Source organism: Pseudomonas sp. GD03842, assembly GCF_029841165.1.
Lineage (GTDB): Bacteria > Pseudomonadota > Gammaproteobacteria > Pseudomonadales > Pseudomonadaceae > Aquipseudomonas.
In genome coordinates, this window is record NZ_JAOCEA010000017.1 from 15,100 (window position 1) to 34,878 (window position 19,779).

A 19,779-nucleotide genomic window follows, 5' to 3' on the forward strand; every position below is an offset into this window, starting at 1 on the left:
AAGCCCTACATGCTTATGACCTTTTGGGCGTTGCCAGGATGGTAGAAGTGGCAACATCTGAGGCGGCTGGCGGCGAAAACCACAACGGCTACCCGATCAGCAGATAACGTCACACGCGCCTTGGTCAGCGCGCAATGATCAACGGATACCCCCGCTCGGGGTGGGGCCGTACCAACACTTCGAGGCCAAATACCGCTTGCAGTGCGTCTGGGGTCAGCACGTCATCCGGGGTACCGGACACGTAGATGCGCCCGGCCTGGAGCAGCATCAGTCGGTCACAATACCGGGCAGCCAGGTTCAGATCATGCAGAATCACCATCACCGCCCCGCCTCGGTCAGCAAACCCGCGTACCGCTTGCAACAACGTGTGCTGATGCAGGGGGTCGAGCATCGAAGTGGGTTCATCCAACAGCAGCGTCTGCCCGCCCTCCCCTGACCACACTTGCGCCAACACCCTGGCCAGATGCACGCGCTGACGTTCCCCGCCCGACAGCGCGAGGTAGCTGCGTCCTTGAAGGTGCGACGCGTCAGCCGCTTCAAGGGCAGCCTGAACGATTTCAGCGTCACGATCGCGACCGCTGCCATGGGGCAACCGGCCCATCGCCACGATTTCTCTGACGTCAAAACCGAAACTCAAGGATGAACTCTGCGGCAAGACCGCCAAACGTGTCGCCCTGGCCTGGGCCGACCAGGATGAAAGCGGCTGCCCATCCAGCCAAGGCTGCCCGTGCGTCGCTTTCAATTCCCCACACAATGCGCCTAGCAGCGTGCTCTTGCCAGCACCGTTCGGTCCTAAAACACCCAGCACCTGCCGTGGTTGAAGTGTCAGGCTGATATCGCTCAACACACAGGTGCCATTACGGTGAATGCTGAGTGCATCGACTTGCATCATCACGGACGACCTCGCACCAGCAAGAAAAGGAAAAACGGCGCGCCGATGAAGGCTGTCACGATGCCGATCGGTAGTTCTGCCGGGGCCAGCACCAGCCGGGCGAAGACGTCTGCCAACAACAGCAGGCTTGCGCCCGCCAGCGCCGAAGCGGGCAGTAGCACCCTATGGTCAGGGCCGACCACCAGACGAATCAGGTGGGGGACGATCAAGCCCACGAAGCCGATCAAACCCGCCGCCGCCACAGCGGCGCCTACCCCCAACGCGATGCATAACACCAGTTCGCCCTTGAGCCTCTCGACCTCGATGCCTAAATGGCGAGCTTCCGATTCGCCGAGCAGCAGCGCGTTCAACGCCTTGGCGCGGCGTGGTAGCCACAGAACAACCAGCAAGCAGACCACTAACAGTGGCCAGACCCTCGCGTAGCTGGCGCCGTTGAGCGTACCGAGGTTCCAGAAGGTCAGCGTACGCAACGTGGCATCGTCCGCCAGATACGAAAACAAGCCGATGATAGAACCGGCCAGCGCCGTCATCGCCACCCCCGCCAAGAGCATGACACCGACGCTGGTCTGCCCGTCGCGCTGCCCCAGCCGGTAAACAATGCCTGTCACGATCAAACCGCCACCGAACGCTGCGATCGACAGCAGGTAAGGCGCCAGCCACTCAGGTAACCCGCCCAGCCAGGCACTGGAGACAATCGCCACCGCCGCCCCCAGCGCTGCGCCACTGGAAACGCCCACCAGTCCCGGATCGGCAAGCGGATTCCGGAAAAGCCCCTGCATCGCCACGCCAGAGAGCGCCAAGATAGCGCCCACAGCCAGCCCCAGCAACGTTCGGGGAAGGCGGATCTGGCCGAGAATCAGCTCAGCCTGTTGCAGACCATCCTCGGCCACCGGCAGGCCCAGCAAGTGCAGGCCGGCGCGCAGCGTATCGCCTGGCGGCAGAGTGACAGGACCGAGCGCCAAGGACATCCAGACCGCCAACAGGCATGCCCCTATCAGAAAAGTGATCAGCGTGGGCGGCGAAAGAACCTTCTTCATTGGGCCTGAGTGCCCTTGGTATAGAAAGCTTCGGACAGCGTTTTCATGGCATCAGGCAACCGAGGCCCGAGCCCGCCCACCAGCAATGTCGGATCGACCTCGACCACACGTTTATTGCGCGCTGCAGGGGTAGCGGCCAATAGCGGGTTCTCCTTGAATAAAGCAGTCGGGGGCGAAGCGTTGCCTTGCATGCGATCAGTGATCACCAGGACTTCAGGCTCCAAACCCGCCATCACCTCCGTGGAGAGAATTTTGTAGCCCGTGTGGGTCGCCAGATTGCGTCCGCCCGCCTGCTTGATCAACCAATCGCCTACCGTGCCAAGCCCGGCGACCATCGGCCGCGAACCGGCGTGACTGACCAGCAACAGGACGCCGGGAGCGGGTTGCCGATGCTGGGCCTGCTCCACCCACCGGTGCTGCTCATCCAACTGCTGGGCATAATGCTCACTCAGTTCTCGCGCTTGGTTTTCCTCACCGAGCAATCTCCCTAGGGTGTGCAAATTGCTGCGAAGCGCCGAAGTGTCAGCGGTCGCCGAAAGAACCTCAACGCGCACGCCCGCCGCGCGCAACTGCTCCAGCACGGGGGGAGGCCCCATTTCTTCGGTGCCAACAAGAATATCCGGACGCAGGCTCAGTATCCCTTCCGACGACAACTGGCGTTGATAACCGATGCTCGGCAGCGCTTTAAGCGTGGCAGGATGCTGGCTGGTGGTGTCGATACCCACCAGACGCGATTGACCGCCTAGTGCCACGACCCACTCCGTCAGCGCCCCTCCGGCACTGACCCAGCGTTGGGGAGGTTGCGACTCGGCCAGCACACCAGGGGAAAGTGAAAGTGCGATCAGCAGCGCGGCGAGCCCGACGATGAAGCGCATGAAAACGTCCTTATACAGGGTGCGGCTCGACGATGAAGTGCCAGCGAGAGGGACGGCATCGACGCGAAATTGGAAGAGCTGTCAGACTCAGTCACATGACAGCCGGCCTATTTGATAATGACTTGCATTTACACGTCAAGCGCGAAGGAGATTCCGCTGAAATACCTCTGCAAAAGAAGCGAACTGCGGGAAGGCACGAGTCGAGGTTTTGAAATCGATGGAGATTCATTACTGGCGGTGCGGCGTGCCGGGCGCGTGTACGTCTATCGAAACCGCTGCCCTCACCGTGGCGTGAAATTGGAATGGCAGCCGAACCGGTTTCTCGACGCCAGCGCCAGCTTGATCGAATGCGCAACACACGGCGCGTTGTTTCTGATCGAGAACGGTGAATGCATCGCCGGGCCTTGCGCTGGAGAATCCTTGAGCGCCATCGACTGTGGAGAAGACGCCCACGGCATCTGGGTCAATCTGTAAGCACGGCGTCGGTCAAATGAATGGCAAGCCTGCGATCCACGCGCACTGTTTGTGGCGTCAGTTGAACCCCATAGGCCATCACCTCGACGCCTGCCGCGACCGCTTCGCGTAACGCCACGACATAAGCGGCGTCGATTTCTTCCGCCGGGCGCACGGCCTCGACACCCGTGAGGTTGACGCAGTACAGCAACACGGCGCGCACGCCGTCCCTCGCCAGCGCAGCGAGTTCTCGCAGGTGCTTGGCGCCGCGCTGCGTCACGGCGTCAGGAAATGCCGCCACGTCATCGGCGTCGAACCCCAGCGTGACGCTTTTGACTTCGAGAAAGAGCGGGCCATCCGGGTAGTCCAGCCGAAAATCCACACGGCTGTTTTCCTGACCGTACGCCACTTCGCGCCGCAACCCGGTGAAGCCGTTCAGTTCGGTGATCACGCCGGCCAGCAGCGCTTCCTCGACCAGCTTATTGGCACGCCCCGTGTTGACACAGGCAAAGCGCCCCTGTGGCGTTTCGCTGATTTCCCAGGTGCCGGGCAGCTTGCGCTTGGGATCGCTGGAGCGGCTGAACCAGATACGCCCTCCGGGCATCATGCAGTTCAACATCGAGCCGGTATTGGGACAGTGGATGGTCAGCCGTTCGCCAGCGGGTGTTTCGACATCAGCCAGAAACCGCTTGTAGCGCTGGAGCAGGCGCGCCTCTTCAAGTTCAGGAGAGAAATGCATCAGCCTTGCCAGCTCCGCAGTCCACGTACGATCCGCTCCACCGCCTGCTGCAAGCGCTCGATGTTTTGGGTATAGGCAAAACGCACATGATGGCTGGACTGATGACGCCCAAAATCCAGGCCGGGTGTGAAGGCAACATGTTCCGTCTCAAGAAAGTGGCGACAGAACGCAAACGCATCGCCGCCGAACGCGCGAATGTCGGCATACAGATAAAAAGCGCCCTGCGGCTCGACCGCAATGTTGAAACCCAACTCACGAAGGGCCGGGAGTAGAAAATCCCGGCGTTTGCCGAATTCGGCACGGCGCTGTTCGAGTATTTCCAGGGTCTCAGGCTCGAAGCACGCCAACGCCGCGCTTTGCGCCATGCTCGGCGCACTGATGTACAGGTTTTGCGCGAGTTTCTCCAGATCGCCGATCGCCGCCTCAGGCGCTACCAGCCAGCCCAGCCGCCAACCGGTCATGCCGAAATACTTCGAAAAACTATTCAGCACGAATGCCTCATCATCCACTTCCAGCACGCTGGCAGCGTCAGTGCCGTAGGTCAGGCCGTGGTAAATCTCGTCCACCACCAGATGGCCTTTGCGGGCAGAGAGCGACGCCGACAGTGCGGCCAGCTCATCACGGTGCAGCAGTGTGCCGGTCGGGTTGGCCGGCGAGGCGACCAGCGCGCCCACGCTGTCTTGATTCCAGTGCTGGGCGACAAGGTTCGGCGTCAACTGGTAGCGCATTTCCGGCCCGACAGGCACCAGTTGCGCCGCGCCCTCGACCAGACGGAGGAAATGCCGGTTACACGGGTAACCCGGGTCAGCCAACAGCCAGTGTTTGCCTGGATCGACCAGCAAGCTTGAAGCCAGCAACAGGGCACCGGAGCCTCCTGGTGTAATCAGAATACGGCCCGGGTCGATGTCGACGCTGTAGCGCTGCTGGTAAAAGCCGGAGATGGCTTCGCGCAACTCCGGCAGGCCTCGGGCAGCCGTATAGCGGGTTTTTCCTGCAGCCAATGCCGCTTGCCCGGCTTTGATGATGGGCTCGGCAGTGGTGAAGTCCGGCTCGCCGATTTCCAGATGAATCACATCGTGCCCAGCTGCCTGCAATTCATTGGCCCGCGCCAGCAGGGCCATGACATGAAAAGGTTCGATGGCGCGACTGCGCGCACTGTAAGGCTGGGACATCGGTCTTCCTTTTATGACGAGTGTCGAAACAGGAGGACAATTCTACTCAACCGTCTTGCGACCGACAGAACTATCCGCGCCTCAGTGCGCCGATGATCCATAAATGCCAACGGGGTTGTGCGAAGGACTAGACTGATGGCACTGCAAAATAATATAAAACCGGGCGCTTTGGCCGCGGTCATAGTTCACGGGCGCGTTGTAGAGCCAAGCTCGACAACCGGGAGTGGCGCGCTCCGATTCGATCTGGTAAGTTCGCCCGCTTGCAGCCGCAGGGCCGGCGGGCGCCGGCGATGGATCATTACCCTGCGCAATGGCTTAGAAGAGTGAGAGGCGGTCCGTTCATGCCCACCGAAGAAAAGCAAAAGAGCAATCAAATCAGCGGTTTCGAACCCTATGTTCCGGCGAAGGACGAGGAGTACATGGGCGCGCCCATGCGAGCTCACTTCACCAAGATCCTGAACAAGTGGAAACAGGAGCTGATGCAGGAAGTCGACCGCACCGTTGATCACATGAAGGACGAGGCAGCCAACTTTCCCGACCCGGCCGACCGTGCCAGCCAGGAAGAAGAATTCGCTCTGGAACTGCGCGCTCGTGACCGTGAGCGCAAGTTGATCAAGAAGATCGACAAGACGCTGCAACTGATCGAAGACGAGGAATATGGGTGGTGCGAGTCGTGCGGTATCGAGATCGGCCTGCGCCGTCTGGAAGCCCGCCCGACTGCCGACCTGTGCATCGACTGCAAGACACTGGCTGAAATCAAGGAAAAGCAGGTCGGGAAATCCTGATCTGTTCCCTGCAAGACAAAGGACGCTTCGGCGTCCTTTGTTGTTTTCGGGAGCCGAAGGGTCTTTCCCTGGCTCTCCTTGATGTCCAACCCTTTGCTGAAGAGAATCAACGACGAGTGCAGACGCTCGATCGACCCGGGCAAGGTCCTACGCGCACTGGAGCGTTGTCCTGTTTTTCCCTCATTTGATTTCCAGTACCATCGTCGCCCATGAAATCCCCTTCTTATATAGGGCGCTTCGCGCCGACCCCCAGCGGTTATCTGCACTTTGGCTCGCTGGTCGCGGCGCTGGCGTCCTATCTCGATGCCCGAGCCGCCGGTGGCAAATGGCTGATGCGCATGGAAGACCTCGACCCGCCTCGAGAAGAACCCGGCGCACAAGCCGCCATTCTCGACACACTGGAAACCTACGGTTTCGAATGGGACGGCGAGTTGGTCAGGCAGAGTGATCGTCATGACGCCTATCAAGCGATCATCGACCGCTGGTTCAGTCAGGGGCTGGCCTATGCGTGCACCTGTTCACGCAAGCAGTTGGAGGATTTTCACGGTATTTATCCGGGGATTTGCCGCAACATGGGGCACTCGCCCGTCGACGCGGCCATCCGCATTCGCGTGCCCGAGCTGGAATATCGCCTGGAAGACCGCGTACAAGGCGATTTTCGCCAGCATCTAGGCCGCGATGTCGGCGATTTCGTGATTCGACGCCGTGATGGGCTGTATGCGTATCAGTTGGCCGTGGTCCTCGACGATGGCTGGCAAGGCGTGACCGACATCGTTCGAGGCGCCGACCTGCTGGACTCCACACCGCGTCAGCTGTACCTGCAGGAATTGCTGGGGCTGCCGCAGCCGCGATATCTGCACGTGCCGCTGATCACCCAGCCGAACGGGCACAAACTCGGCAAGTCCTACCGTTCCCCGCCACTGCCGGTCGATCAGGCGACACCGTTGCTGCTTCGGGCATTGCGAGCCTTAGGGCAGCCAGCACCCGACGAGCTGTCGTTCGGCAGTCCACAGGAAGTGCTGGCTTGGGGAATCACTCACTGGAATGCCGATTCGATCCCGCGCGTCACCTGTATCGAAGAAGCTCGAATAGACTGATCCAGAGCGGTTGCCTCGGCGTGCAGCACAAAGCTGGCCGAAACGTCGCTTGCAGCCTGATCGCCATCCGTTACCATGCCGCTCCTTCGGGCTCATGTCCTGGTCACGCACCACCTGGGAGGCCACATGTACATTTACCGGCTGGTCCTGCTCCTGGTAGTAGGCATCTACCTCTTCTCCCCGGCCATCATGGACTGGTGGATCGACGCGACAGGCGCCTGGTATCGGCCCTACATGCTGTGGCTGATTCTGATCGTGGTGACATTCATTCTGCAGAGCCAACGAGATGCCGATGAGCTTTAGCCTGACCCAGATGATTCTGGTCAGCGCAGCCTACCTGCTGGTGTTGTTCGGCGTAGCCTGGATCAGCGAGCGCGGTCTGATCCCTCGCTGGATCATTCGCCACCCGCTGACGTACACGCTGTCCTTGGGCGTATACGCCAGTGCCTGGGCGTTCTACGGGACCGTCGGCCTGGCTTACGAATACGGCTACGGTTTCCTGTCCAGTTACCTGGGGGTGTCAGGCGCCTTTCTGCTGGCGCCAGTACTGCTCTACCCGATCCTCAAGATCACCCGGACCTATCAACTCTCGTCGCTCGCCGATTTGTTCGCCTTTCGTTTTCGCAGCACCTGGGCCGGGGCGCTGACGACCGTCTTCATGCTGATCGGCGTATTGCCACTGCTGGCGCTGCAGATTCAGGCGGTCGCCGATTCCATCGGCATTCTGACCCGCGAGCCCGTCCGCAATTACGTCGCGCTCGCTTTTTGCGTGCTGATCATCCTGTTCACCATTTTTTTTGGCTCACGGCACATTGCCACGCGGGAAAAGCACGAAGGGCTGGTGTTCGCCATCGCATTCGAATCGGTGATCAAGCTGGTCGCCATCGGTGGCATCGGGATCTACGCGCTTTACGGGGTATTTGACGGTCCGCAAAGCCTGGAACAGTGGCTATTGCAGAATCAGAGCGCCTTGGCCGCACTGCACACGCCGCTGCAGGAGGGTCCATGGCGCACCCTGCTGCTGGTGTTTTTCGCATCGGCGATCGTGATGCCGCACATGTATCACATGACGTTCACCGAAAACCTCAACCCGCGCTCGCTGGTCAGCGCCAGTTGGGGGCTGCCGCTTTTTCTGCTGCTGATGAGTCTAGCGGTACCGCTTGTGCTGTGGGCGGGCCTGAAACTGGGTGCTACCACCAGTCCTGAATACTTCACACTGGGCATCGGCATCGCCGCTCACAATCCGCTGCTGGCATTGTTGGCCTATGTCGGTGGCCTTTCGGCCGCGAGCGGGCTCATCATCGTCACGACCCTCGCGTTGTCTGGCATGGCATTGAACCACCTGGTGCTGCCGCTCTATCAACCGCCGGCCGAGGGCAATATCTATCGCTGGCTGAAGTGGACCCGTCGCGGCCTGATCGTTGCCATCATCATGGCCGGCTACGCGTTCTATCTATTGCTCGGGGCCCGTCAGGACCTTGCCAATCTCGGCATCGTCGCTTTCGTCGCCACTTTGCAGTTCCTGCCAGGCGTGCTGTCGGTTCTGTACTGGCCAGCCGCCAACCGACGCGGCTTCATGGCGGGGCTGATCGCTGGAGTGGTCGTTTGGATGGTGAGCATGCTGTTGCCCTTGATTGGCGACTTCCAAGGCTTCTACATCCCCCTGTTGAACATGATTTACGTGCTGGATGACACCAGTTGGCACATGGCGGCCATCGCTTCACTGGCCGCCAACGTGCTGGTGTTCACCCTGATCTCATTGTTCAGCAACCCCAGCCCTGAGGAGGCCAGCGCAGCCGAAGCCTGCACGGTGGACAACGTCCGGCGCCCACAAAGACGAGAGCTGTACGCCGCGTCTCCCCAGGAATTCGCGACGCAGCTGGCCAAGCCGTTGGGGGCCAAGGCCGCTCAAAAGGAAGTCGAACAGGCGCTGCGTGACCTGTACCTCCCCTTCGACGAGCGCCGCCCTTATGCACTGCGTCGTTTGCGGGATCGAATCGAAGCCAACCTGTCCGGGCTGATGGGGCCGAGCGTCGCCCAGGACATGGTCGAAACGTTTCTGCCGTACAAGTCCGGCGGCGAAAACTATGTCACCGAAGACATCCATTTCATCGAAAGCCGCCTGGAAGATTACCATTCGCGCCTCACCGGCCTCGCCGCCGAGCTTGACGCATTGCGCCGCTACCATCGTCAGACCTTGCAAGAACTGCCGATGGGCGTCTGCTCACTGGCCAAGGATCAGGAAATCCTGATGTGGAACAAGGCGATGGAAGAATTGACCGGCATCGCTGCGCAAAGGGTAGTCGGCTCACGCCTAGAGACCATCGTCGACCCATGGCGACAATTGCTGCTGGGGTTCATCAATGTGCCTGACGAGCACCTGCACAAGCAACGCCTGGCCCTGGACGGGCAAACGCGCTGGTTGAACCTGCACAAGGCCGCCATCGACGAGCCGCTGGCGCCGGGCAACAGCGGGCTGGTGATTCTGGTCGAAGACCTGACCGACACGCAGATGCTCGAAGACAAACTCGTGCATTCCGAGCGCCTGGCGAGCATCGGTCGGCTGGCCGCTGGCGTCGCCCATGAGATCGGCAACCCGATCACCGGTATCGCATGCCTCGCGCAGAATCTGCGCGAGGAGCGCGAAGAAGATGGTGAACTCACGGAAATCAGCAGCCAGATCCTCGAACAGACCAAACGGGTTTCGCGCATCGTGCAGTCGCTGATGAGTTTCGCCCATGCCGGTGGGCATCAGCGTTCCGACGAAGCGGTATGCCTGGCCGAGGTCGCCCAGGATGCCATTGGTCTGCTGGCGCTTAACCGGCGCAATTTCGAGGTGCAATTCTATAACCTGTGCAACCCGAACCATTGGGTCGATGGCGATCCGCAGCGCCTGGCACAGGTACTGATCAACCTGCTTTCCAACGCCCGCGATGCCTCGCCTGCGGGCAGTGCCGTGCGGGTCAAGAGCGAAGCCTCCGAACATACGGTCGATTTGATCGTCGAAGACGAAGGCACTGGAATTCCCAAAGCGATCATGGACCGCTTGTTCGAACCGTTCTTCACCACCAAGGATCCGGGTGAAGGGACTGGACTGGGGCTCGCACTGGTCTATTCCATCGTTGAAGAGCATTATGGACAAATCACCATCGACAGCCCGGCCGATGCCGAGCAGCAGCGCGGAACCCGCATTCGGGTGACGTTACCGCGACATGTCGAAGCGACGTCCGCTGTGAACTGAGACCGTCGAGAGTACCGAATCAATGCCGCACATTTTGATCGTCGAAGACGAAACCATTATCCGCTCTGCCTTGCGTCGTCTGCTGGAACGTAATCAGTACCAGGTCAGTGAAGCCGGATCCGTGCAGGAAGCTCAGGAACGTTTCAGTATTCCCTCCTTTGACCTCATCGTCAGCGACTTGCGCCTGCCCGGTGCGCCAGGCACTGAACTGATCAGGCTGGGTCAAGGCAAGCCCGTATTGATCATGACCAGCTACGCCAGCCTGCGCTCTGCCGTGGACTCGATGAAGATGGGCGCGGTGGACTACATCGCCAAGCCGTTCGACCACGACGAAATGCTTCAGGCCGTATCCCGCATCCTGCGCGACCGACAGACCACCCAAGGCGTCCAGCCGGAACGCGCTGCCGCCCCCGGCAAAGTCGGCGCGCCCGATAAGGGGCCGAACAATAGCAACGGCGAAATTGGCATCATTGGCTCCTGCCCACCGATGCAGGACTTGTACGGCAAGATACGCAAGGTCGCGCCTACGGACTCCAACGTGCTGATTCAGGGCGAGTCCGGCACGGGCAAGGAATTGGTCGCGCGGGCTTTGCACAACCTGTCCCGTCGCGCCAAGGCGCCGATGATTTCGGTCAACTGCGCGGCCATTCCCGAAACGCTGATCGAATCCGAGCTGTTCGGCCACGAGAAAGGCGCATTCACCGGCGCCAGTGCGGGTCGCGCAGGCCTGGTGGAAGCGGCGGACGGGGGCACCCTGTTCCTCGATGAAATTGGCGAACTGCCCCTCGAAGCGCAAGCGCGGCTACTGCGCGTGCTTCAGGAAGGCGAAATTCGCCGGGTTGGCTCGGTGCAATCGCAAAAAGTCGATGTGCGCCTGATCGCAGCGACGCACCGGGACCTTAAGAGTCTGGCCAAAGTCGGCCAGTTCCGTGAAGACCTTTATTACCGCCTGCACGTCATCGCGCTGAAACTGCCTGCCCTGCGCGAGCGCGGCGCGGATGTCAATGAAATCGCCAACGCCTTCCTCGCCCGCCAAAGTGCGAAGGCCGGCCGCAACGACCTGCGCTTCGGCCCGGATGCAGAACAGGCCATACGTCAGTATTCCTGGCCGGGCAATGTGCGCGAACTGGAGAATGCAGTCGAGCGAGCGGTCATTCTGTGCGAGAACCCGGAAATTTCCGCGGACCTGCTGGGCATCGACATCGAGTTGGGCGAACTGGACGTCGATGAGTTCATTGGTCTGGCGCCACAGCAGCCCTCGACAAGCTCGACCGCTCAGGAGCCGACGGAAGACCTGTCCCTGGAGGACTACTTCCAGCACTTCGTACTCGAGCATCAGGATCACATGACCGAGACCGAACTGGCCCGCAAGCTCGGCGTGAGCCGCAAGTGCCTGTGGGAGCGTCGTCAGCGGCTCGGCATCCCTCGTCGCAAGACGGGTGTGGCCAGCGAAACCTGAGGTCATCCCTTCGCGCATGGCTCTGGCACGCGGCATCCAGGGCATTGTGAAAAAACTGTTACCTCACTGGCAAGGCGTAACAACAACCGGGGCGTACGGTAACGTAGCCCCGGTTTTTTCTGACTACAAAAAATCGCGTCGATTTGCCACACCCTCGTATTTAAAGGGCTGCGCGGCGTTTCGTAAAAGTTGGCATGCCTCCTGCTATCTCTAGCCGTACAAGAACAACAAAAATCAGTCACCCGCAAAAACAACACAATAAAAACAAGACGAATCGACTCACGCATAACAAAAACAACACGGCGGAGGCGCAGCTAACTGATTCTTTTGGAGAGGCGTTGCATTTAGGACTTGTTCCGCAACCAGGCCGAGAACAACAAAAAACTACCCTCAAGGTAGAGCCTGAACTGGTTGGATCGATTGATCATTGCAGCACAGCGACCAAAGCAATCCGTTTGCTCTTGACTCCCGATTGGGAGGTTTCACTGGCGAAAAGCCGTGAATTGGGCGCTTAACAAAAACAAAAAGCCCAACAGACAATAAAAATAAGAGCACACACTTTGGGGGAGCTTCGGCTCCCCCAGTAGCTTCCACAGAACGCTCGACCCGCCAGCCAGGCCAATCCCGGCTCGGCCTTATTCGCAAAGCCTACCTCGCCTTCAAGCGGCGTTATCGCTGCGTCCTACACCATTCCTCTACTAAATGCTAGAATCCCCGCCCATCGTGCGGTCATTCCTCATCATTGGCCGAAATTCCCTTCACACAGTGCATCCCATGCTGAAAAAGCTGTTCCAGTCATTCCGTTCTCCCCTGCGCAAGCCGCAGCAACATGTGCGTACGACGCCTGAAGTGCTCAGTAGCAACCAGCATTCGTTGCAGCGCAATCAATTCAGCCGTTACGCCGTGAACATCGTCGAACGCTTGCAAAGCGCGGGCTATCAGGCCTACCTGGTAGGCGGCTGTGTGCGGGATCTGATGCTGGGCATCACACCCAAAGACTTCGACGTTGCCACCAGCGCCACCCCTGAACAGGTACGTGCCGAGTTTCGTAACGCGCGCATCATTGGCCGTCGCTTCAAGCTCGTTCACATCCATTTCGGGCGCGAAATCATCGAGGTGGCCACGTTCCGTGCCAACCACCCGCAAGACGACGAGCAAGAAGACAGCCACCAATCCTCGCGCAACGAAAGCGGCCGTATTTTGCGAGACAACGTCTATGGCACGCTCGAAGAGGACGCACAACGCCGCGACTTCACGATCAACGCGCTGTATTACGATCCAGTGACCGAGCGGGTGCTGGATTACGCCCATGGTGTCCATGACATTCGCAACCGCTTGGTCCGTCTGATCGGCGACCCCGAACAGCGCTACAAGGAAGACCCGGTGCGCATGCTTCGCGCCGTCCGCTTCGCCGCCAAGCTGGATTTCGGCATTGAAAAACACACTGCCCTTCCGATTCGCCCGCTGGCACCGATGCTACGTGACATCCCGGCTGCGCGTCTGTTCGAAGAGGTGCTGAAGCTGTTCCTGTCCGGTCACGCCGCGCCCACCTTCGAAATGCTGGTGGACCTGGAACTGTTCGACCCGCTGTTCCCGGCCAGCGCGAAGGCGCTGGAGCATATGCCGACCTACACCCATACGCTGATCAGCCAGGCCTTGGTCAATACTGACCTGCGCGTGCAGCAGAACAAACCCGTGACGCCTGCTTTCCTGTTCGCCGCCTTGTTGTGGCCGGCGCTTCCTTACCGCGTCCTGCGTCTCCAGGAACGCGGGATGCCGCCGATTCCTGCGATGCAGGAAGCCGCTCATGAATTGATCGCCGAGCAATGCCAGCGCATCGCGATTCCAAAACGGTTCACCTTGCCGATCCGTGAAATCTGGGACATGCAGGAGCGCCTGCCGCGTCGTTCGGGTAAACGGGCCGACCTCCTGCTGGACAATCCGCGGTTTCGCGCCGGCTATGACTTCCTCCTGCTGCGCGAGGCCGCAGGTGAAGAAACCGATGGTCTGGGCGAGTGGTGGACCGATTACCAGGATGCCAACGAGTCGGGCCGTCGTGACATGATCCGCGAGCTGGGCAGCAAGTCCGAATCGGCCGGTCAAGCCCCGCGCAAGCGTCGCCGTAGCGGTGGGGGCCGCAAACGCGCAGGTGCGGACGCTGGCGAATAATGACGACGATCGAGCGTGTCTACATTGGCATGGGGAGCAATCTGGCTGACCCTGCCGAGCAATTGCGTGAGGCGCTCAAGGCATTGGCGCAATTGCCCCACACCTCTCTGTCAGGTGCGTCTTGCTTTTATGTGAGCGACTCGCTCCTCGCCGGTCAGCCGCGTTACACCAATGCGGTCGCAGCACTGGACACGACCCTTGAGCCACTGGAGCTGCTGGACGCCCTGCAAGCCATCGAGAACGACCAAGGCCGCAAGCGCCTGGAACGCTGGGGGCCGCGGACGCTGGACCTGGACATCCTGCTGTTCGGCGACCGTGTTATCGATCTCCCCCGCTTGAAAGTGCCGCATTACCACATGCAGGCTCGGGCGTTCGTGCTCTATCCTCTCGCTGAACTGGCGCCGGGCATCACCTTGGCCGATGGCCGCAAGCTGGATGAGCTGCTGGCCGCATGCCCGTTCGAAGGTCTGGAGCGGATTTGATGCTTGCTCGCCATACGGCGCAGCCGCTTGCCTGGGCTTGCGCATAGCGGCCAACGTGGCTGCGGCACAGGGCAGTGACACGCTTCGGTAACGCCCCACCCAAACCGGTAACACCCGGAATTGACTTCCCGCCCCCTCCTCACGAAGATAAGCGTCCCGAAGCCGGACCACCGGCCTCATGGCGCCAGACAGGCCTTTCCAAACATCGCGGAACGACGATGTGCCTGCATTTGCAGAATGAATCACGCGTTGCTCGGCGTAGTATTCACAGCGCCTGAATGAGGATTTTTTTCATGCCAGATATCACCGTTACGTCCCTGCTGGGCCTGAAGCAGAAAGGTGAGAAAATCACCATGCTGACGTGCTATGACGCCACGTTCGCCCACACCGCCAGCCAAGCGGGTGTCGAGGTGCTGTTAGTCGGCGACTCGCTGGGCATGGTGCTTCAAGGGCACGACAGCACGTTGCCCGTGACCACCGAAGAGATGGCCTACCACGTTGCCAGCGTCAAACGCGGCAATCAGGGCGCACTGATTCTGGCGGACCTGCCGTTCATGTCCTACGCCACGGCCGAACAGACCTTCGCCAACAGCGCCATGCTGATGCAGGCGGGGGCGCACATGGTCAAGCTCGAAGGGGCCGCCTGGCTGGCTGATGCCATTCGCCTGCTGGCCGAGCGGGGCATTCCGGTTTGTGCGCACTTGGGGCTGACGCCTCAAGCGGTCAACGTATTGGGCGGTTATAAGGTGCAAGGCCGTCAGGAAGCGCAGGCGCGTCAGATGCGCGCCGATGCGATCACGCTCGAGCAGGCCGGCGCCGCCATGATTTTGCTGGAATGCGTCCCCAGTGAACTGGCCCAGGAAATCACCCATGCGGTCAAGATTCCAGTGATCGGTATCGGCGCGGGTAGCGCCACCGATGGTCAGGTGCTGGTGCTGCACGACATGCTGGGGCTCTCTATCAGCGGTCGAGTGCCAAAATTCGTGAAGAACTTCATGGTCGGCCAGCCGGACATTCCATCTGCCATCGCCGCCTATGTCAGCGCCGTCAAAGACGTCAGTTTCCCCGCTCCAGAACACGGATTCTCGGCATGAACACTGTAAAAACCGTGCGCGAGCTGCGCGCCGCCGTGGCCCGCGCCCGCAGCGAAGGCAAACGTATCGCCCTCGTGCCCACCATGGGCAATCTGCACAGCGGCCACACTGCACTGGTCACCAAAGCGGCTCAACGTGCTGACTTCGTCGTCGCGAGCATTTTCGTCAACCCGTTGCAGTTCGGCCCCAACGAGGATTTGGCCACCTACCCACGCACTTTGGCTGCCGATCAGGAAAAACTCCTGCAGGCCGGTTGCCACTTGCTGTTCACGCCCACGGTGGAAGAAATGTACCCCCACGGCATGGCCGATCAAACCCTCGTGCGCGTCCCCGTAGTCTCTGAAGGCCTGTGCGGCGGAAGTCGCCCAGGGCACTTCGACGGCGTGTCCACCGTCGTCAGCAAGCTGTTCAACATGGCACAGCCGGATATCGCGATCTTCGGGCAGAAAGACTTCCAGCAACTGGCCGTGGTACGTGCCTTGGTGCGAGATTTGAACATGCCGATCCAGATCATCGGCGAACCGACGGTGCGCGCGGCGGACGGCCTGGCGCTGTCGTCGCGCAACGGCTACCTCACCGAAGACGAACGGGCTGCCGCACCGGCGTTGTACCGCGTCATCAAACACATCGCTGACGCACTGAGGGCGGGTGAGCAGAATTACGAGCAGCTTCTGGCCGACGGCAGAAAAGCCCTCGACAGCGCAGGCCTGCGGACCGACTATCTGGAAATCCGCAATGCCGTGACATTGCGCCCCGCCACGCCGGACGATCATGATCGGGTCGTACTGGGGGCGGCGTTTCTGGGCAAGACGCGCTTGATCGACAATCTGCACCTGACCAGTGAACACGGCGCTTAGCCTTGAATAAGGAGCAAGACTGTATTCGCATCTATGCTCACCCCACCGAGCGGCCTTATGAAATTGAAGCCAAGCTGGCCTCGCAGGGCCCCGGGCAATGAACTTAGCCACACCCGCAATGCCATATCGATACTGTTCGCCCACGAAAGGCGAGATCACACTGTGAGAAAAAGTACCGAGCAAAGGGAAAGCAAGGCGCAGACATCGGCGTTGCCGGGGATTAGTCTCTGACGTATTAACCAATTTGTGTCCAAGCCTGGCTTTTCAGTGTCCAAAGGCAGTTCAAGTACAAGGAAACCCGCAGCGATGGCGTACTACCGCACCCCTCATGACGTCACGACCCTGCCCGCCTGGCAGGCGCTCATCGAACACCGCAAAGCGATGCAGAATTTCAGCATGCGCGACGCGTTCAACGAAAACCCGCAACGCTTCGATGAATTCACCCTGAGCAGCAGCGGCCTGTTCCTCGATTACTCGAAAAACCTGATCACTGCCGAGACGCGCAAGCTGCTGGTCGACCTGGCCAATGAAGTCGGCTTGAAGGACGCCATCAAAGCCCAATACGACGGCGAGCTGGTGAACGCCTCCGAAGGCCGGCCCGCTCTGCACACCGCATTGCGCCGACCGGTGGGCGACAAGTTGCAGGTCAATGGCATCAACGTGATGCCCGAAGTGCACAAGGTCCTGAACCAGATGACAGACTTGGTGGGCCGTATTCACGATGGTTTGTGGCGCGGTTACACCGAGAAGCCGATCACCGACGTGGTCAACATCGGCATCGGTGGCTCGTTCCTTGGCCCTGAGCTGGTGTCTGAGGCACTGCTGTCCTACGCCCAGCGCGGCGTTCGCTGCCATTATCTGGCGAATATCGACGGCACTGAACTGCACGAACTGACCAGCAAACTGCGCGCGGAAACCACGCTGTTCATTGTTTCGTCCAAGACCTTCAGCACCCTGGAAACCCTCAAGAACGCCACTGCGGCACGCGCCTGGTACTTGGCTCAGGGCGGCTCGGAGGCTGAGCTGCATCGTCACTTCATCGCGGTGTCCAGCAACAATGCCGCGGCTGTGGCGTTCGGCATTCGCGAAGAAAACATCTTCCCGATGTGGGACTGGGTCGGCGGGCGCTATTCGCTGTGGTCCGCCATTGGCCTGCCTATTGCGCTGGCGATCGGCATGTCCAACTTCAAGGAACTGCTCTCCGGTGCCTACACCATGGATCAGCATTTCCTGAATGCGCCGTTCGAGCAAAACATGCCGGCGCTGTTGGGTCTGCTGGGCGTTTGGTATGGCAACTTCTGGAACGCCCAGAGCCACGCGATCCTGCCGTACGACCATTACCTGCGCAACATCACCAAGCACTTGCAGCAACTGGACATGGAGTCCAACGGCAAGAGCGTTCGACAGGACGGCGTCCCGGTCAAGACGGACACCGGTCCGGTGATTTGGGGCGGCGTCGGCGCCAACGGCCAGCACGCCTACCACCAGTTGCTGCACCAAGGCACGCTACTGATCCCGGCCGATTTCATTGTGCCGATCGTCAGCTTCAACCCGGTGTCCGACCACCACCAGTGGCTGTATGCCAACTGCCTGTCTCAGAGCCAGGCCCTGATGCTGGGCAAGACCCGCGAAGAAGCCGAAGCCGAGTTGCGCGCCAAGGGCATGCCGGAGGATGAAGTGCGTCGGGTCGCCCCGCACAAGGTCATTCCGGGCAATCGTCCGAGCAACACCATCGTCGTCGAACGCATCAGCCCTCGCCGTCTGGGCGCACTGGTGGCGATGTACGAGCACAAGGTGTTCGTACAAAGCGTGGTCTGGGGCACCAACGCCTTCGACCAGTGGGGTGTCGAATTGGGTAAAGAGCTGGGCAAAGGCGTCTACAGTCGCCTGGTTGGCACAGAAGAAACAGCCGCTGAGGATCCCTCGACTCAAGGCCTGATCAATTACTTCCGCGGCCGTCACCGCGGCTGATCGACCTTCGGTGGTGCCCCGAAACCCGCCCCCTCGCAAGAGGCGGCGGGTTTTTTCTGGGCGCGCAAAATATTGCAGGGAGCGGCATGGCGACTTTCCGAGCATGCCGCCACTTATCGAAGCGACAAAGGGCTTAAATTACCACCGTCATTCATGCCACCATGTGCGCCCTTCATTTCTCTGCTCGGGCCTGTGTCCTTTACCGTTTTTCATCAGGCCTCGGCGCGCACACCAACAACAGTGAGGTTCGTACCATGCAAGACGTTGTCATCGTTGCCGCTACCCGTACCGCGGTGGGCAGTTTCCAAGGTTCGCTGGCGACCATTCCTGCGGTTGATCTGGGCGCCGCAGTGATTCGCCAGTTGCTGGCCCAGACCGGCCTGGACCCTGCGCAGGTGGATGAGGTGATCATGGGCCAGGTGCTGACCGCGGGCGCAGGCCAGAACCCTGCGCGTCAGGCGTCGATCAAGGCCGGCCTGCCCTTTGCCGTCCCTGCGATGACCCTGAACAAGGTTTGCGGCTCCGGCCTCAAGGCCTTGCACCTGGCAACGCAGGCCATTCGCTGTGGCGACGCTGACGTCATCATTGCAGGTGGCCAGGAGAGCATGAGCCTGGCGAACTACGTGCTGCCGGGTGCCCGTACCGGCCTGCGCATGGGCCACGCGACAATGGTCGATACCATGATCAGCGACGGCCTGTGGGACGCCTTCAATGACTATCACATGGGCATCACCGCTGAAAATCTCTCGGAGAAGTACGGCATCAGCCGTGAAGCGCAGGACGCCTTCGCGGCGGCATCGCAGCAAAAAGCCGCCGCCGCCATCGAAGCCGGGCGTTTCGTCGATGAGATCACTCCGATTCTGATCCCTCAACGCAAAGGCGATCCCATTGCTTTCGCGACCGATGAGCAACCGCGGGCCGGCACCACGGCCGAGACGCTGGCCAAACTCAAACCGGCCTTCAAGAAAGACGGCACAGTCACCGCGGGTAACGCGTCATCGCTGAACGATGGTGCCGCTGCCGTCATCCTGATGAGCGCTAAAAAGGCTGAAGCGCTGGGCCTGCCGGTACTGGCTCGTATCGCAGCTTATGCGAATGCGGGTGTCGACCCGGCGATCATGGGCATCGGTCCGGTCAGCGCCACCCGCCGCTGCCTCGACAAAGCGGGCTGGTCGCTGGATGAGCTGGACCTGATCGAAGCCAACGAAGCCTTCGCGGCGCAGTCGCTATCGGTCGGCAAGGAGCTGGGCTGGGACATGGGCAAGGTCAACGTCAACGGCGGCGCCATCGCCATCGGCCACCCGATCGGCGCGTCAGGCTGCCGCGTGTTAGTGACCCTGCTGCATGAAATGATCAAGCGCGATGCCAAGAAAGGCCTCGCCACGCTGTGCATCGGCGGTGGGCAGGGCGTGGCGCTCGCGTTGGCGCGCTAACCCCTTCAATGATCATTCCCACG

The 19,779-nt window shown here is 60.5% G+C and carries 18 protein-coding genes; 13 read left to right on the forward strand and 5 right to left on the reverse strand.

Going from position 1 to position 19,779, the window contains the following annotated elements; genetic code table 11:
* Positions 1-124: 124 nt before the first annotated feature.
* Genes N5D61_RS21595 through N5D61_RS21605 form a run of 3 tightly spaced genes read right to left on the reverse strand, consistent with a single transcriptional unit; the run spans position 125 to position 2,804 of the window.
* Positions 125-892 carry a heme ABC transporter ATP-binding protein gene (locus tag N5D61_RS21595; protein WP_279894183.1) on the reverse strand — a complete coding sequence of 256 codons (768 nt, stop codon included), beginning with the start codon at positions 890-892 and terminating at the stop codon, positions 125-127.
* Positions 892-1,875, reverse strand: coding sequence for an iron chelate uptake ABC transporter family permease subunit (locus tag N5D61_RS21600; RefSeq protein ID WP_177411125.1), 984 nt, complete (start codon positions 1,873-1,875; stop codon positions 892-894). The genes N5D61_RS21595 and N5D61_RS21600 overlap by 1 nt, the downstream gene beginning before the upstream one ends.
* Positions 1,876-1,925: 50 nt before the next feature.
* Entirely contained in the window at positions 1,926-2,804 is an 879-nt protein-coding gene (locus tag N5D61_RS21605; protein WP_108239908.1) for an ABC transporter substrate-binding protein, read from the reverse strand.
* A 156-nt stretch (positions 2,805-2,960) separates the two neighbouring features.
* Between N5D61_RS21605 and N5D61_RS21610 the strand changes: the two genes are divergently transcribed.
* Positions 2,961-3,278: a Rieske 2Fe-2S domain-containing protein gene (locus tag N5D61_RS21610; protein WP_108239931.1), complete on the forward strand. Its 318-nt coding sequence runs from the start codon at positions 2,961-2,963 to the stop codon at positions 3,276-3,278.
* Here the strand turns inward: N5D61_RS21610 and sfsA are convergent.
* Positions 3,268-3,996 (reverse strand): DNA/RNA nuclease SfsA, encoded by a 729-nt coding sequence (sfsA, locus tag N5D61_RS21615; protein ID WP_108239909.1) that lies wholly within the window; start codon positions 3,994-3,996, stop codon positions 3,268-3,270. The two genes, N5D61_RS21610 and sfsA, sit on opposite strands and share 11 nt — an antisense overlap.
* On the reverse strand, positions 3,996-5,168 hold the full coding sequence (locus N5D61_RS21620) for a pyridoxal phosphate-dependent aminotransferase (RefSeq protein ID WP_279894184.1): 1,173 nt from the start codon (positions 5,166-5,168) through the stop codon (positions 3,996-3,998). Before N5D61_RS21620 ends, sfsA begins: the two co-directional genes overlap by 1 nt.
* Positions 5,169-5,509: 341 nt before the next feature.
* Here N5D61_RS21620 and dksA point away from each other — a divergent pair, with 341 nt between their 5' ends.
* The 12 genes from dksA (at position 5,510) to N5D61_RS21680 (ending at position 19,756) form a co-directional block, all read left to right on the forward strand.
* Positions 5,510-5,953 (forward strand): RNA polymerase-binding protein DksA, encoded by a 444-nt coding sequence (gene dksA, locus N5D61_RS21625; RefSeq protein WP_108239911.1) that lies wholly within the window; start codon positions 5,510-5,512, stop codon positions 5,951-5,953.
* A gap of 209 nt (positions 5,954-6,162) precedes the next feature.
* A complete protein-coding gene (gene gluQRS / locus N5D61_RS21630) occupies positions 6,163-7,050 on the forward strand; it encodes a tRNA glutamyl-Q(34) synthetase GluQRS (RefSeq protein WP_279894185.1) in 888 nt (295 codons plus the stop codon).
* A gap of 126 nt (positions 7,051-7,176) precedes the next feature.
* A complete protein-coding gene (locus N5D61_RS21635) occupies positions 7,177-7,353 on the forward strand; it encodes a hypothetical protein (RefSeq protein ID WP_002552060.1) in 177 nt (58 codons plus the stop codon).
* Positions 7,337-10,291 carry a sensor histidine kinase gene (locus N5D61_RS21640; RefSeq protein ID WP_177411124.1) on the forward strand — a complete coding sequence of 985 codons (2,955 nt, stop codon included), beginning with the start codon at positions 7,337-7,339 and terminating at the stop codon, positions 10,289-10,291. The genes N5D61_RS21635 and N5D61_RS21640 overlap by 17 nt, the downstream gene beginning before the upstream one ends.
* A 22-nt stretch (positions 10,292-10,313) precedes the next feature.
* Entirely contained in the window at positions 10,314-11,750 is a 1,437-nt protein-coding gene (locus tag N5D61_RS21645) for a sigma-54 dependent transcriptional regulator (RefSeq protein ID WP_279894186.1), read from the forward strand.
* Between the two features lie 194 nt (positions 11,751-11,944).
* Positions 11,945-12,265 (forward strand): hypothetical protein, encoded by a 321-nt coding sequence (locus tag N5D61_RS21650; protein WP_279894187.1) that lies wholly within the window; start codon positions 11,945-11,947, stop codon positions 12,263-12,265.
* Between the two features lie 259 nt (positions 12,266-12,524).
* Positions 12,525-13,919, forward strand: coding sequence for a polynucleotide adenylyltransferase PcnB (locus tag N5D61_RS21655; RefSeq protein ID WP_177411123.1), 1,395 nt, complete (start codon positions 12,525-12,527; stop codon positions 13,917-13,919).
* A complete protein-coding gene (gene folK / locus N5D61_RS21660; RefSeq protein ID WP_279894189.1) occupies positions 13,919-14,401 on the forward strand; it encodes a 2-amino-4-hydroxy-6-hydroxymethyldihydropteridine diphosphokinase in 483 nt (160 codons plus the stop codon). Before N5D61_RS21655 ends, folK begins: the two co-directional genes overlap by 1 nt.
* Before the next feature lie 293 nt (positions 14,402-14,694).
* Entirely contained in the window at positions 14,695-15,495 is an 801-nt protein-coding gene (gene panB, locus N5D61_RS21665) for a 3-methyl-2-oxobutanoate hydroxymethyltransferase (protein WP_108239917.1), read from the forward strand.
* Positions 15,492-16,352 carry a pantoate--beta-alanine ligase gene (gene panC, locus N5D61_RS21670; protein WP_279894190.1) on the forward strand — a complete coding sequence of 287 codons (861 nt, stop codon included), beginning with the start codon at positions 15,492-15,494 and terminating at the stop codon, positions 16,350-16,352. Before panB ends, panC begins: the two co-directional genes overlap by 4 nt.
* Positions 16,353-16,658: 306 nt before the next feature.
* The gene (gene pgi, locus N5D61_RS21675) at positions 16,659-18,323 is read left to right on the forward strand and encodes a glucose-6-phosphate isomerase (RefSeq protein ID WP_279894191.1); all 1,665 of its coding nucleotides are present in this window, start codon (positions 16,659-16,661) and stop codon (positions 18,321-18,323) included.
* 254 nt (positions 18,324-18,577) lie between these two features.
* Positions 18,578-19,756 carry an acetyl-CoA C-acetyltransferase gene (locus N5D61_RS21680; RefSeq protein WP_279894192.1) on the forward strand — a complete coding sequence of 393 codons (1,179 nt, stop codon included), beginning with the start codon at positions 18,578-18,580 and terminating at the stop codon, positions 19,754-19,756.
* Positions 19,757-19,779 lie beyond the last annotated feature (23 nt).